Origin of the sequence: Aeromonas mytilicola subsp. aquatica, assembly GCF_044336385.1 — a bacterium.
GTDB classification, from domain to species: Bacteria; Pseudomonadota; Gammaproteobacteria; order Enterobacterales; family Aeromonadaceae; genus Aeromonas; species Aeromonas rivipollensis.
Genome location: NZ_CP172298.1, coordinates 2,665,555 through 2,679,830 on the forward strand (window position 1 = coordinate 2,665,555; position 14,276 = coordinate 2,679,830).

Consider the following 14,276-nt stretch of genomic DNA (forward strand, 5'->3'; position numbering starts at 1 on the left):
TTTCATTATTTTTCATATCAATTTCACGTGGTTGTCTGGTTGTCTCTGTGTCCCTCCCTGCGTTGTCGTTTGGATTCATACATGGCACCGTCGGCGGCCTGCAACAAGGCATCCGCCGTCTCCCCCTGTTCGGGGTAGAGGGCGGCGCCGACGCTGATGCCGACCCCCAGATGACGGCCATCGCTCAAGACCACGGGGGTGCTCATCGCTTGCTGGATCCGCATCATCACCTCCTGCACCTCACTCCCCTGATGCACCGGAAAGAGCAGGACCACAAACTCATCACCACCCAGCCGGCACACCAGGTCCATGGGCCTGAGCTGATGCTGCACCCGCCGCGCCAGGGTGATGAGCACCTCGTCACCGATTGCATGGCCCAGGTTGTCATTGATCTGCTTGAAGCGATCACAGTCCAGATAGAGCAGGGCGAAGCGCTCCTGCCGGGTACGCCCGGCCTGGATGGCTTGCTCCAGCCGCGCCTCGAACAGCGCCCGGTTGGGCAGACCGGTGAGGGGATCATGGGTCGCCTGGTGCAGCAGGGTGGCGTTCTCCCGCTTCTGATGGGCCTGCCAGGCTTCCAGCTCGTCGAGCAGTGAATTGAAGTCCTCCCCCAGCTCGTGCAGCTCAGCGATGTTGGCCTCCGGCACCCGCTGCTTGAGGGCGCGCTGGCGGCTGACGTTGTAGGCGACCTCGGTCAGGGCCTTGAGGGGCGCCGTGATGGAACGCTGCATCCGGCGCGCCACATAGAGCGCCCCCAGGATACTGAGCAGCAGGCACAGCAGGGTCGCCATCAGGGTCTGCAACAGGAAGCGCAGCAGGTGCTGGCCGTGACCTATCAGGTGAACCTGGGCTATCTCCTTGTTCTCCCGCACTATGGGCTGCTCCACAGGTCCCGGCAGAATAAGATGGGCCAGATGTTGCTCCAGACTGCTCCAGGGGGTCGTAATGTCCCGGCGCCAGCTCGCCAGCACCTGACCGCCGGGCAGCAGAATGCGGGCGCTGGCCACGTCCTCCCGGGAGGTGATGGCCTCCAGGGCATCCTTGGCCGCATCCTTGTCATCGAACACCACTGCCGCTTCCGCGGTGTAACTGATGGCCCGCGCCACCAGCTTGAGGTTGTGATCCGCATAGAGGCGCAGCGCCAGCAGCGCCGTGATCGTCAGGAAGAGGCCCGCCATGCAGACGGCGGTCAGGGAGATCATCATGTGGGTGCGCCCCAGGCTCTGGCGCAGGGTGAGCCGGGGGCTGGCGTGATTGATGGTCATCGCGCCTCCTCATCCGCTCTGGCGAGCTTGAGCACGGCCGGGTGCACCCGCACGCCGCTGCGGGCGAGCGCATCCAGGTTGACCCGAAAACGGACCCTCTCTTTGCCGGCCTGCAGGCAGAACACCGCATCGGCGATGCACTCGTGGCTCTGCTCGCTGATGCTGAGGATGGCGTACCCCCGCAGACGTTCGAACAGGGAGAGCCGCTGCTCGGGGACCAGCACCCCCAGATAGATCACATCGCAGCGTTGGATCAGCACCTCGTCGTCGACCTCGTAGCGATGCACATCGACCGGGCGGCCATTGGCCTGCTGGCGTATGGTGAGCAGCGACGCCGCATATTCCGTGGGCGCGGCGACGCAGAGCCGCAACCTGGCAGGCTCGCTGGGCCAGCGGGTGTAGCTCAGGATATCGAGCACGGTTTGCCGCACCAGCTCGCTGCGCACTTCCGCCGAGGTCGCCGGCGCCGCCTCGCAGGCCAGCACCCAGAGGCAGCACAGGGGCGTGAGCCACGCCAGGATCCGAAAAGAGGAGAAAAACTGCATGATGCCCGCGCTTATGCCCACGTCGGTACCTGGGTGGTCCGACGCCCATGGAGGGAGTGCCAGATAGGTGTCGCACCGAGCTTATCAGCCGCCCAGCGGCTGCCTATCCGTACTGGCATCGGCTGCGCCAGCAGCCGACGCAGCGAGCACAACGCCACAGACCAGGACGGGCGCCCTGGGGGCACGCCTTCAGGGTTACTTTTTGCCAATCCCATATTCGCGCAGCTTGTTGGCGATGGCGGTGTGGGAGACCCCGAGCCGCTTGGCCAGTTGCCGGGTAGAGGGGAAGGCCGGGTAGAGCCGCTCCAGCAGCCGGCTCTCGAAGCGCTTCACCGCCTCGTCGAGCCCCCCCTCGAACCACTCGTCGATAAGGGGCATAGCGTCGGCCGCCACCGGCAGATCCACGTGCTCGGGGCCTATTTCGTCCCCTTCCAGCAACGTCATGGCCCGGTAGAGGCAGTTGCGCAGCTGGCGCACGTTGCCGGGCCAGCGGTAGGCGGTCAGGTATTCGGCCATGTTGCGGGTAAAGCGCGGACGCGGGCGCTGCAACTCGCTCGCAAAGCGGGAGACGAACTGCTGGGCCAGGGCCATGATGTCCGCCTTGCGCTCGCGCAGGGGGGGCAGCGCCAGACTCAGCACGTTGAGGCGGTAGTAGAGATCTTCGCGGAACTTGCCTTCGTGCACCAGATCCAGCAACTGCTTCTGGGTGGTGCAGATGAAGCGCACGTTGACCCTCACCTCCTGCTCGTCCCCGACCCGGCGGAAGACGCCGTCTTGCAGTACCCGCAGGAACTTGGTCTGCAGATGGGGGGACATGTCGCCTATCTCGTCCAGCATCAGAGTGCCGCCGCTCGCCAGCTCCAGCACGCCGCGCTTGCCTTCGGTGTTGTTGCCAAAGGCGCCGGGGGCGTAGCCAAACAGCTCGCTCTCGGCCACGTTGTCCGGCATGGCGGCGCAGTTGAGCGCCATGAAGGGATGGCTGGATCTCAGGCTGGCGCCGTGGCAGGCGCGGGCCAGCAACTCCTTGCCGGTGCCGGTCTCGCCCACGATGAGCAAGGGGGCATCCTGCATCGCGAGCTTGGCGGCCTGGGCCAGCACCTCCTTCATCTTCTGGCTCTCGGCCTGCAGGTGCTCGAAGCCCCCGACTTCCACCGCGTGCAGCGCGCTGAAGTGCATGCCGACCCGGCGGGCGGATTTGAGCACCACAACGGCGCCGGCCAGGGCCTGTTTGCCCTTCTCCTCGGCCACGAACAGCGGCATCAGATCGCCGAGGTACTCCTCGCCGCCGAGGCTGAGTTTGCAGGTCTGGGGCTTGATCTCGCTCGCCTCCAGCCAGCGGGCGAAGGAGAAACCCTTGACCAGGGAGCCGAGCGCCAACCCGCGCACCTCTTCCGGCGGCAGCGCCAGCGTGGTGAGGGCGGCCTGGTTGGCCTGGGTCACCCGCCCCTTGCTGTCGAGGGAGAAGACCAGATCCGGCAGCGCCTTGAGCAGGGCCTCTATCTCGTGATGCTCCCGCTCGGAGGGCATATAGGGGATGGTCTTGACGTCATAGACGCCGGGAATGCGGCGGATCTCCGGCATCAGGTGCTGGAAATCGCGAAACTCCAACTCGGGGAAATTGAGATAGATGATGCCTGAGGTATCGATTTCGATGCCGCGCAGATCGATGTTGTGCTCCACCAGTCGGTCGAGCAGTTCCCGGGTCAGGCCCAGACGGTCTTCACAGCTGACTTCAAGACGCATTCGGCACACACTTCCTAGCTAACATTCTGAATAGCCGGATGATACAGACTCGATCCCGCCAGTGCGAGCGCTCCCCCATAAAAATGCGGGCCCGCCCCGTTTTCACCGGGCAGGCCCTCTCAATGGAGATGCAGAGGCGCAGGATCTCAGCTCAACAGCTCGTCCGTGCGTGCCGCCATGATGAAGTCGTTGCGATGTAACCCTCCTATCTTGTGGGTCCACCAGCTCACTGTCACCTTGCCCCACTCGAGCAAGATCGCCGGGTGGTGGAACTCCGCCTCCGCCAGCTCGCCCAACCGGTTGGTGAAGGCCAGCGCCTCCTTGAAGTTGCGAAAGGCAAATTCACGCCTCAGTTGCAGCTCGCCGTTCACCACCAGGGGCTGCCAGTCGGGGATGGCGTGCATCAGCTCGCTCAGCTCCTGCTCGCTCACCCTGGGGGCATCGGCGCGGCACGCTTCGCACCGCTGGTTTGCCAGTTCAGACATTCGGGACTCCTTTCATCAATGGAATGGGTTGAAAACGGGTTCAGCTCGCCTGCCGGCCAGAGGCCGGGGCAAAGCGGGGCGGACGCAGGCCGAGGCGACGGGCCTCGGCCACCGCCGCCATGATCTGCTGCGGCTCCAGGCGGTAGAGGCAATCCAGGCTTGGCAGCACGAAATAGACGGGCTGCATGATGTCGATGCGGTAAGGGGTGCGCAGCACCTCCAGCAGATCGAAGGGTTGCAGCACCGGCTTGCCGGAAAGGGCATAGGCGGTCTCGCCGATGGAGGAGAGGATGCCGCCCCCGTAGATGCGCAGCCCCTCCCTCTCCTGCAGGAGACCAAACTCCACGGTGAACCAGTAGAGCCGCGCCAGATAGACCCGCTCCTCCTTGCTGGCGTTCAGCCCGAGCTGGCCATAGAGGTGGGTGAAGTGGGCGAAGGCGGGATTGGTCAGCATGGCGCAGTGGCCGAAGATCTCGTGGAAGATGTCGGGCTCTTGCAGATAGTCGAGCTCGTCCCGGCGGCGGATGAAGGTGGCCACCGGGAACTGGCGATCCGCCAGCAGGGCAAAGAAGCGATCGAAGGAGATGAGCGCGGGCACGGCGGCCACCGACCAGCCGGTGGTGGGGCTCAGGGCGGCGTTGATCTCCCCCAGTTGCGGGATACGATCCCGGGGCAGTGCCAGCCTATCCAGCCCCGCCAGGTATGCGTCGCAGGCCTTGCCCTCGAGCGCCGCGAGCTGGCGCGCGATCAGGATCTGCCAGGTCCCCTGCTCTTCCTCCGAGTAGTGGATGCAGCCCTGATCGTCCGGTTGGTGTGCTGTGTAGCTACTTGCCATGATCCCTGCCATCTTCGGCCCCTAAAGGCCCCTTGTCGTTGCTCTTCAGGATCACTGTAACGGCTTGCCCATCAAAAAAGCAGCCGACCCCGAGGTCGGCTGACTGCCACAGATGTAAATAATTTGTGACATCTCGATGTGCTTTCCCGGGGCGCTGCCGTGGATGAGGCAAGCCGCCCGGGGGATGGCTCAGGCAGGGAGATCACCGCCCTTGAATGGCCCCTATGACTTGCGAAGATAGCCCGCCAGCTGGCCGATGAGCCGTTTGCGCAGCTCACCTAGCCTGGGTTTCTCGTCCGCACACCAGGGCAGCGGGCGGCACGCCTCTATGGTGCGCAGCCCCAGGCGGGCGGTGAGCAGGCCGGCCCCCACCCCTTGCGCGGCGCGGGCGGAGAGCTTGGCGGTGAGCTCGGCCCCCAGCAGATCCATGCCCACCTCTGTCACCAGCTCGGTGGCGCCAGCATAGAGCATGTTGCGAAACACCTGGCGGATGAGGCGAATGCGGCTCCAGTAGCCAAGCTCGATGGCGTAGACATCGGCGATGTCCTCGATCATCCGCAGATTGCGCCACAGCATCAGCATCATGTCGACAGTGGCGAGCGGGCTCAGGGCCACCAGCACGGCGGCCTCCCCCGACCATTTGGCGACCCGGGCCTGGGCTAGCTTGTCCCGCTCGCCCAGCACCAGCTGGCTGTAGAGGGTCAGCACCTCCCGATCGCTGTGGCTCTCGTCGAGCTGGCCGAGCCAGGTCTGATACCCCTCCCGCCCCTTGTCGCCACTCTTCTCGGCCAGGGCCTCGCAGAACGCCTGCCCCTGCCCCACCCCCTGATGGGCCAGCAGGTCCTCGGCGCGGGAGCGCACATCCTGGCGCCGCTTGAGGGTGCGCAGCCGCAGCCACTCGCGCCCGACCACCCCGGCCGTGCCCACCGCCACCAGGCCCGAAGCCAGCAGCCAGGCACCGCCCCAGAGCGGGGTGGTAAGAAACTGGTCGTAGAGGAAGGCGCCAAACTGGCCCAGAGAGAGCAGGCCGACCGCCCCCAGCCCCCAACCCAAGAGGCGATGGCGGCGACGGGGCCGCACCGTCAGGGCTTGGGCCACTTCGGTGAACTCATCGAGCTCCTCGAGGCGCTCGAAGCTCTCCTCTTCCAGCCGCTGGGCCGGAGCCGGGGGCGGCGCCTCGCTCGCCACCGACAGGGTCGGCTCCAGGATCACCTTGCCTTGCAGCGGCACCTTCTGTGTTGTCTGATCGTTCATCTTGTTCTCTGCTCCTTGGTGCGGCGCCGGTTATTCGAGGTGATCCCCGAGCAAAAACTCCAGTGCCGCGTCCAGCCGGATATGGGGCAGCGCCTGATGGGCGCTCATGGGCATGGGGCGAAATGCCTGAAAATCAAAACCTTGGCTTTGCCACCACTGGGCAGGCGGGATCTGGGGCGGTACCTCCCCGGGGAAAAGCAAGAGCGGTTCCCCTGCCAGGCTGGTGCCACGGATGGCCGGGAACTCGCGGCCATTGGCCTGCCCCTTGCCCACCTCTGTGGCCTTGATGGCGGCCAGCGCCAGGCATTCGGTCTCTATTCCCTCGAAGCGGGCCTGGCCCCGGCCGCTGCTCACCAGATGCTGGAGCAGGGAGACCAGGGGCCCATGCTGCTCCGGGGTGACGTGATCGGCCTTGCTCGCCACGAACAACAGCTTGTCGATGCGCGGGGAGAACAGGCGGCGCCACCAGTTGCTCTTGCCATAGGCGAAGCTCTCCATGATGCGGGCGATGGCCTGCTGCATGTCGCCAAAGCTGGCGGCCCCGGCGTTGAGGGGCGCCAAGCAGTCCACCAGCACTATCTGGCGATCGAAGCCGGCAAAGTGCTGCTCGTAGAAGCCCTGCACCAGGTGCTGCTTGTACTGCTCGAAGCGCTGCTTGAAGGTGGCGTAGAGGCTGCCATCGGCGGGCTCCTGGGCCGGTTTGTCCCAGACCCAGGGCACGAATTGCAGCAGCGGCGCCCCGGCATACTCCCCCGGCAGCACGAAACGGCCCGGCTGGATGAGGTGCAGCCCCAGCTCGCGCTTGCAGGCGTGCAGATAGTCGGTGTAACGCTCCGCCAGCTGGCAGGCCGGCCGCTCCTCGAAGGCTTGCTCGGCCTGCCAGCCGGGGGTCAGCCAGTCGGCGGCCAGGGCCTGCAGCTCGGGGCGACGCAACTGGCTTGCTACCTGCTCGCTCCACTGCTCGTAGTCGAGATCCAGCAGCGGCAAGTCCAGCAGCCACTCGCCGGGGTAGTCCACCAGATCCACATAAAGGGTGGAGATCTCCCCCAGGTGACGGCGCAGTGGATGGCGGGTGCGGTAGCGAATTTCCAGGCGCACCTCGGCCACCCCACGTGTCGGCTCTGGCCAGGCGGGCGGCTCGCCGAACAGGGCGTCTAGGCCCCGCTCGTAGGGGAAGGTGGGAATGTGGGCGTTTTGCTGGGGAACCCGGCGGGCGCCGAGGATCCGCCCCTGGCGCTGGGCATCCCACAGGGGCAGACGACCGTCGATGGCGGCGTGCTCCAGCTGATTGACCAACGCCGTGATGAAGGCGGTCTTGCCGCTGCGGGACAGGCCGGTGACCGCCAGCCGGATGTGGCGATCCCGAGCCCGGTTCACCACCTCAAAGGCCTTGTGCTGCAGCACAGACCACTTCTGCTCTAGTTTGTTGCGTATCAAGGCGGGTCTTTTTCTCCTGTCACAACCGAACCATGGGGATAAGGGCCGGGGCCAGGGCCCCGCGCCCTTGCGGTACTCAGAGCTTGCTGAACTCGCGCTGCAGGGTGAACTCCTTTGAGGTCACCAGCTTCTCGATGCGCTGCAGTCTGGGCTCGAGCGTGTCGAGCTCCTGGGCGATGCGGCCGAGCGCCTGATGGGGGGTGACCCCCGCCTGCCAGCTGCGCGCCTTCATGCGCACCTCGGCAAAATCCGCCTCCTGCTCCCCGTAGAGGGTGACCGGCTTCTTGTCGAGCAGAAACCAGGCGGCAATGTAGGCGGTAAAGGTGATAAAACCGGCGAAGATGAGGCCTGTGATGGCCAGCAGCCGCACTATCCAGGTCTCCACCCCGAAGTAGTCGGCAAGACCGGCGCAGACGCCGGCTATCTTGCCCTTCTGGGGATCCCGGTAGAGATTGCGAGAGTTATTCGAGGCGCTCATACCTTGTTCCTCCAACCGGGGACCTCGGCATCCAGAATGGATTCCAGTGCCCCGACTCTCTCCTGCATCTTCTCGGCACGGACCAGCAGGCCCTGCAACTGCTCCCGCTCATTGTCGGCGAGACCCGCACCGATCCGGCCCTTGGCGCGATAGTGCAGCACCAGCCAGATGGGGGCCACTATGACCATGAAGACGATGAGTGGCGTCGCCAATATCCCAAGAATGTCTTCCATTCATCACTCTCCTTTCGAGGCGGTGTCGCTCTGGCCGAGCTTCTGGCGCATGGCCTCGAGCTCGCGGCTGATCTGATCGTCCGCTTCCAGCTCGGCAAACTGCTGGGCCAGCGCCTTGTCGGACTGGCCGAGATCGGCGCGGGCCTCCATCTCGTCGATGCGGCGCTCCATGCGCTCGAACTTGCTGACCACGGCCTGGCTGTCGCCACGGGCCACCTGGCTCTGCACGTTCAAACGGCTGCTGGCGGCCTCGCTGCGAATGGCCATCGCCTTCTGGCGGGCACGGGCGTCTTCGAGCTTGGCTTCCAGCTGGCGGATCTCGTCGCCCAGCTTGTCGATGCCGCTGTCCACCGCCTGCTGCTCGCGATAGAGCGCCTCGGCAAGCTCGCTCTGCTTGTTCTTCTCGATGAGGGCGGCACGGGCCAGATCCTCGCGCCCCTTGGTCAGGGCCAGCTCGGCCTTGGCCTGCCATTCGTTCACCCGCTCCTGATGGCGGCTGACCTGACGGCCGATCTCTTTCTGGTTGGCGAGGAAGCGGGCCAGGTTGGAGCGCTCCTTCACCAGTTCATCTTCCATCTCCTGGATGATCAGGCGCACCATCTTCTGGGGATCCTCGGCCTTGTCCAGCAGGGACGTCAGATTGGAATTGATGATGTCGGCCAGGCGGGAAAAAATACTCATGGTTGTACTCCTGTGATGGGCATTGGGTTGTTTCTCCATTGACAATGGCAACTTGTGTGCCAATCTGGAACAATAATTAACTTGTTGATTTATATGGGCACTCTCCATGAGTTTCAAGACACCCGGAACAAGAGATGACTAAAATAACCAACTTTTGGTAAGATTAACCAGATTTTTCAACGAACAGGGATCAGGATGACCACGGCCACGGAAAGTCTGTTGGGTGAGTCCAACGCGTTTCTAGAGATCATCGAGCAGGCCTCGCGACTCGCCCCTCTGCGCAAACCCGTGCTGATCATCGGCGAGCGGGGGACCGGCAAGGAGCTCATCGCCCACCGCCTACATTATCTCTCGGATCGCTGGGATCAAAGCTTTGTCACCATCAATTGCGCCACCTTGAGCGAGAGCCTGCTGGAAACCGAGCTGTTCGGCCACGAGGCGGGATCCTTCACCGGCGCCGCCAAGCGTCATCAGGGTCGCTTCGAGCGGGCCGATGGCGGCACCCTGTTCCTTGACGAGCTGGCCACCACCAGCGCCCGGGTGCAGGAGAAGCTGCTGCGGGTCATAGAGTACGGTGAATTCGAGCGGGTGGGCGGCGCCAAGGCACTCAAGGTGGATGTGCGCCTGGTGTGCGCCACCAACGAGGATCTGCCGCAGCTGGCGGCCCGGGGACAGTTTCGTCACGATCTGCTGGACCGGCTGGCCTTCGACGTCATCACCCTGCCCCCGCTGCGGGAGCGGCGAGAAGATATCCTGATGCTGGCGGAGCACTTCGCCCACGGCATGACCCGGGAGCTGGGGTATCCGCTGTTTGCCGGCTTCTCCCGCAAGGCGACCCAGTTGCTGCAAGATTACCCCTGGCCCGGCAACGTGCGGGAGCTCAAGAATGTAGTGGAGCGCAGCCTCTACCGTCAGGGCAATCCGCAGTTGCCGCTCTCGGAGCTGGTGATCAACCCCTTCGACTCCCCCTGGCGCCCCCGTACCGGCAGCCCGTCCCCGGTCACCACCGAGGCGACCTCGGCAAGCGGCCCCCAGGCCATGAGCCTGCCACTGGATCTCAAGGGGGCGGTCGCGGAATACGAGATTAATTTACTCAAGCAAGCGATGCAGCAATCCCAGTATAATCAGCGCAAAGCCGCCCAATTGCTGACCCTGAGCTACCACCAGTTCAGGGGCATGCTGCGCAAATACCAGCTGCTCGAAGGGGATGACAACAATGGCAACATGGACAACGACTGACCCTCTGCCATCACCCGTTCCGGAGCATGCTGCGCAAATACCAGCTGCTCGAGGGGGATGACAACAATGGCAATGCGGACAACGACTGACCCTCTGCCATCACCCCCGTCGAGACATGCCAGGTAAATACCCGCTGCTCGAGGGAATTGACGAGGGGGATGCTTGCACACCCCGATGGGACGCCCTGCCCGGCAGGATCCCGCAACGCGCCCGCCCTCTGGCGGGCAACTCTGTCTGAAAACATGGTTCCAACATGAGAATGCTCACACCACTGCTGCTCGGCCTCCTGGTACTGGTCACCGGCTGTCAGAAACAAGACGATGCCTCCAGGACCGGGCTCATCTATTGTGCCGACGGGGCGCCCAGATCCTTCAACCCGCAGCTTGCCAATTCAGAGGCGACCCTGGATGCCAGCGCCCGCCCGCTCTACGATCGCCTGCTCGAGGTCAATGCCAATACCCTCAGCATCGAGGGGGGCCTGGCCACCCACTGGCGCAGCAGCGAGGACGGCCTCTCCTATACCCTGACCCTGCGCAAGGGCGTGACCTTCCATCGCACCCCCTGGTTCAATCCGACCCGCCACTTCAACGCCGACGACGTGCTCTTCACCTATCATCGCCTGCTGGACGAGCACCACCCCTTCCACAGCATCTCGGGTGGCGAGTACCCCTATTTTCACAGCCTGGGGCTGAGCAGCCTCATCAAGCGGGTCTACAAGAAGGGCCCCCATGAGGTGGTGTTCGAGCTGAACCGGCCGGATGCCTCCTTCCTCGCGACCCTGGCCAGCGACTACGCCATAGTGCTCTCGGCCGAATATGGCGAGCAGATGGACAAGGCAGGCACCCCCGAGCTGCTCGACAGCCGCCCCATAGGGACGGGCCCCTTCAGCTTCAAGGAGTACCGTCACAACGAGTTCGTGCGCTACCTGCGCCACCCCGGCTACTGGGGCGGCGAGGCGAAGATTGAGCAGCTCATCTACGACATCACCCCCAAGTCGTCCAAGCGGCTCGCCAAGCTGCTGACCGGCGAGTGCGACGTGATGAGCACCCCCTCCGCCAGCCAGCTGTCGGTGATAGACAAGGACTACCACCTCAATCTGTCGGTGCAGTCGGGCATGAACGTCGCCTTCCTCGCCCTCAATACCCGCAAGGCCCCCTTCAACAAGGTGCAGGTGCGCCAGGCGCTGGCCAGTGCCATCAACGTGCAAAACCTGTTGCAGGCGGTCTATTTCGAGACGGGTCAGCCTGCCGCCAGCCTGCTGCCGCCGCTCTCCTGGGGCTACAACCCCTCCCTGACCCAGCGCAAGCCCGATCTGAAGCTCGCCCGTCAGTTGCTCAGGGATGCCGGCTACCCGCAAGGGTTCGAGATGCAGGTGCTGGTGCAGCCCGGCGCCCGCCCCTACAACCCGGACGGTCTCAAGACGGCCCAACTGATGCGCAGCGATCTCGCCAAGATAGGGGTGAAGCTCAAGATAGTGCAGCAGGCCTGGCCGGTCATCGAGACCCGGCTCGCCCACGGGCAATATGACAGCCTGCTCTCCGGCTGGATCGCCGATAACGCGGATCCGGACAACTTCTTCCGCCAGCTGCTGAGCTGCGCCGCCGTCGAGCGGGGCAACAACTACAGCCGCTGGTGCAGCCCCGCCTTCGATCAGCTGCTGGACGACGCTGTGACCACACCGCAACTCGCCTTCCGCCTGCGCAACTATTACTATGCCCAGTCGCTGCTCAACGAACAGCTGCCGCTCATCCCGCTGGCCCATGCCCTGCGCACCCAGGTGAGCCGCAGTGACATCCAGGGACTGACCCTCATGCCCTTTGGCGGCACCACCTTCAACCAGGCCTATCGGGAGTGAACATGGCGGGCATCCATCCCATCGGTGGCATCTGGCCTCCCTTCCCATCGACGCACCCCTGCGCGGAGGCATAAGCATGTTTTTTTATATTCTGCGTCGCATCACATTGCTGGTGATCACCCTGCTGGTGCTGACCATGGGGGCCTACCTGCTGGAGTTTCGCCTCATCGGCCAGGTGCTGGACTTCTGGCACGGCTACCCGGACTTCCTGCAGCGCATCGCCGAGGGAGATTTCGGCCTCTCCAGCGTCTCCGGCCTGCCGGTGCTGGACGAGATCCGTCACTACTTCCCGGCGACCCTGACCCTCTGTCTCGCGGCCTTTGCCATCTCGCTGCTGGTGGGGATCCCGCTCGGGACCCTGGCGGCACTCTATCAGGGGCGCGGCCTGGATCTCTCCATCATGGCCGCCGGCCTCATCGGCTACGCCGTGCCCGTCTTCTGGCTGGCGCTGCTGATGGTGATGTTCTTCTCCCTGGATCTCGGCTGGCTGCCCTCTTCGGGCCAGATCAGCCTGCTCTACGACGTCCCCTCCATCACCGGGATCGCCATCGTCGACGTGCTGATGAGCCAGGAGCCCTGGCGCGAGGCGGCACTCCATGACGCCCTGCGCCACCTGGTGCTGCCGTCCCTGGTGCTGGCCGTGGTGCCCACCACAGAGGTGATCCGCCACGTGCGCAGCTCCCTCATCGATGTGATGAAGCAGAACTACATCAAGGCCGCCGCCAGCCGCGGTCTCTCCCGCCGCCAGATAGTCTGGCGCCACGGCCTCAAGAATGCCCTGCCCCCCGTGCTGCCCCTGCTCGGCCTGCAACTCGGCAGCGTGCTCACCTCCGCCATGATCACCGAGGTGGTGTTCGACTGGCCCGGGATCGGTCGCTGGCTGGTGAGCAGCATAGCGCTTCAGGACTATGCCGCCATCCGCGGCGCCTTCCTGGTGGTGGCCAGCTTCGTCATCTTCATCAGCGTCAGCACCGAGTTGCTGACCACCATCATGTATCCGGCACGGCGCAAAGAACTCTATGCAAAACAAGACTGAGTACGCCCACAGCGGCACGCACGCCAGCATGTCGGCCTCGCGCTGCTCACCGCCTTCATGCTGTATCCGGCACGGCGCAAAGAACTCTATGCAAAACAAGACTGAGTATGCACACAGCGGCACACACGCCAGCATGTCGGCCTCGCGCTGCTCACCGCCTTCATGCTGTATCCGGCACGGCGCAAAGAACACCATGCAAAACAAGACTGACCCCGCTCATGGCCAGGGCTGGAGCCTGCATCATGCACGATAAATCGAACATCTATCCGGAGCTCAAGATCCTCTCCCCCCTGGAGCAGACCTGGGCCTCCTACCGCCGCAATCCGCTGGCCATGGGGGGTCTCTGGTGCTTCGGCCTGCTGCTGCTCATCACCCTGGTGGGCCCCCTGGTGGTGCCCTACGGCATCGATGATCAGCACAGCGGCCGCCTGCTGCTGGCCCCCTCCTGGGCCAGCACGGGGAACATCGACTACTTCCTCGGCACCGACGATCTGGGCCGCGACATCCTCTCCCGCCTCGTGGTGGGGGCCCGCCTCACCTTCGGCAACGCCTTGCTGGTGGTGGTGATAGCGCTCCTCGTCGGCTCCGCCATCGGCATCCTGGGCGGCATGAGCAAGGGGGTGAAGTCGAGCGTGCTCCATCACCTGCTCGATACCCTGCTCTCCATCCCCTCCCTGCTGCTGGCCATCATAGTGGTCGCCATCCTGGGGCCAGGGCTGTTCAACACCCTGATCGCCATCACGCTGGCGTTGATCCCCCCCTTCATCCGGGCGACCTACAACGCCGTCCACGCCGAGATGCAGAAGGAGTACATCATCGCGAGCCGCCTCGACGGTTCGCCCCCCTTGCGGATCATGCGCCTCGCCATACTGCCGAACATAGTGGAAACCCTGGTGACTCAGACCACCCGGACCCTCTCTGCCGCCATCCTGGATATCTCGGCGGTGGGCTTCCTCGGCCTCGGGGCCCAGTCCCCCCAGCCGGAGTGGGGCGCCATGCTGGCCGATTCGAGCGATCTCATCTATCTGGCTCCCTGGACAGTGACCCTGCCGGGCATGGCCATTTTGTTCAGCGTGCTGGTGACCAACCTGGTGGGTGAAGGGATCCGCGAAGCGCTCAAAGAGGGGAACGATTGATGATACTGCGGCTCTATACCATCAAGGACGGCATGGCCCAGATGCAGCACGCCC

Annotated in this window: 14 protein-coding genes; 4 read left to right on the plus strand and 10 right to left on the minus strand. The window is 64.4% G+C overall.

The window, feature by feature from the left end; all coding sequences use genetic code 11:
* Window positions 1-23: 23 nt before the first annotated feature.
* From ACFWHB_RS12230 to pspA, 10 genes are all read right to left on the minus strand, one after another.
* On the minus strand, window positions 24-1,265 hold the full coding sequence (locus ACFWHB_RS12230; protein ID WP_395948513.1) for a diguanylate cyclase domain-containing protein: 1,242 nt from the start codon (window positions 1,263-1,265) through the stop codon (window positions 24-26).
* Window positions 1,262-1,810: a YfiR family protein gene (locus ACFWHB_RS12235; protein ID WP_395948514.1), complete on the minus strand. Its 549-nt coding sequence runs from the start codon at window positions 1,808-1,810 to the stop codon at window positions 1,262-1,264. The genes ACFWHB_RS12230 and ACFWHB_RS12235 overlap by 4 nt, the downstream gene beginning before the upstream one ends.
* Before the next feature lie 195 nt (window positions 1,811-2,005).
* On the minus strand, window positions 2,006-3,553 hold the full coding sequence (gene tyrR / locus ACFWHB_RS12240; RefSeq protein WP_395948515.1) for a transcriptional regulator TyrR: 1,548 nt from the start codon (window positions 3,551-3,553) through the stop codon (window positions 2,006-2,008).
* 146 nt (window positions 3,554-3,699) lie between these two features.
* A complete protein-coding gene (locus tag ACFWHB_RS12245; protein ID WP_111910999.1) occupies window positions 3,700-4,038 on the minus strand; it encodes a 4a-hydroxytetrahydrobiopterin dehydratase in 339 nt (112 codons plus the stop codon).
* Window positions 4,039-4,078: 40 nt separating this feature from the next.
* Window positions 4,079-4,873 carry a phenylalanine 4-monooxygenase gene (gene phhA, locus ACFWHB_RS12250; RefSeq protein ID WP_395948516.1) on the minus strand — a complete coding sequence of 265 codons (795 nt, stop codon included), beginning with the start codon at window positions 4,871-4,873 and terminating at the stop codon, window positions 4,079-4,081.
* Between the two features lie 222 nt (window positions 4,874-5,095).
* Window positions 5,096-6,127, minus strand: a complete 1,032-nt coding sequence (locus ACFWHB_RS12255; protein WP_395948517.1) for a YcjF family protein — start codon at window positions 6,125-6,127, stop codon at window positions 5,096-5,098.
* A 30-nt stretch (window positions 6,128-6,157) separates the two neighbouring features.
* Complete coding sequence (locus ACFWHB_RS12260; protein WP_395948518.1) at window positions 6,158-7,564, minus strand: YcjX family protein; 1,407 nt, start codon at window positions 7,562-7,564, stop codon at window positions 6,158-6,160.
* 76 nt (window positions 7,565-7,640) lie between these two features.
* Window positions 7,641-8,042, minus strand: a complete 402-nt coding sequence (pspC, locus tag ACFWHB_RS12265) for an envelope stress response membrane protein PspC (RefSeq protein ID WP_106886959.1) — start codon at window positions 8,040-8,042, stop codon at window positions 7,641-7,643.
* Complete coding sequence (pspB, locus tag ACFWHB_RS12270; protein WP_106886960.1) at window positions 8,039-8,275, minus strand: envelope stress response membrane protein PspB; 237 nt, start codon at window positions 8,273-8,275, stop codon at window positions 8,039-8,041. Before pspB ends, pspC begins: the two co-directional genes overlap by 4 nt.
* A gap of 3 nt (window positions 8,276-8,278) precedes the next feature.
* Window positions 8,279-8,956, minus strand: a complete 678-nt coding sequence (gene pspA, locus ACFWHB_RS12275) for a phage shock protein PspA (protein ID WP_106886961.1) — start codon at window positions 8,954-8,956, stop codon at window positions 8,279-8,281.
* 195 nt (window positions 8,957-9,151) lie between these two features.
* On the opposite strand from pspA, the gene pspF reads away from it, so the two are divergent.
* The 4 genes from pspF (at window position 9,152) to ACFWHB_RS12295 (ending at window position 14,222) form a co-directional block, all read left to right on the plus strand.
* A complete protein-coding gene (gene pspF, locus ACFWHB_RS12280) occupies window positions 9,152-10,195 on the plus strand; it encodes a phage shock protein operon transcriptional activator (protein WP_106886962.1) in 1,044 nt (347 codons plus the stop codon).
* Window positions 10,196-10,454: 259 nt separating this feature from the next.
* Window positions 10,455-12,050, plus strand: a complete 1,596-nt coding sequence (gene sapA, locus ACFWHB_RS12285) for an ABC transporter substrate-binding protein SapA (RefSeq protein ID WP_395950201.1) — start codon at window positions 10,455-10,457, stop codon at window positions 12,048-12,050.
* A 76-nt stretch (window positions 12,051-12,126) separates the two neighbouring features.
* Window positions 12,127-13,086, plus strand: a complete 960-nt coding sequence (locus ACFWHB_RS12290; protein WP_395948519.1) for an ABC transporter permease — start codon at window positions 12,127-12,129, stop codon at window positions 13,084-13,086.
* 242 nt (window positions 13,087-13,328) lie between these two features.
* The gene (locus ACFWHB_RS12295; RefSeq protein ID WP_005325348.1) at window positions 13,329-14,222 is read left to right on the plus strand and encodes an ABC transporter permease subunit; all 894 of its coding nucleotides are present in this window, start codon (window positions 13,329-13,331) and stop codon (window positions 14,220-14,222) included.
* Window positions 14,223-14,276 lie beyond the last annotated feature (54 nt).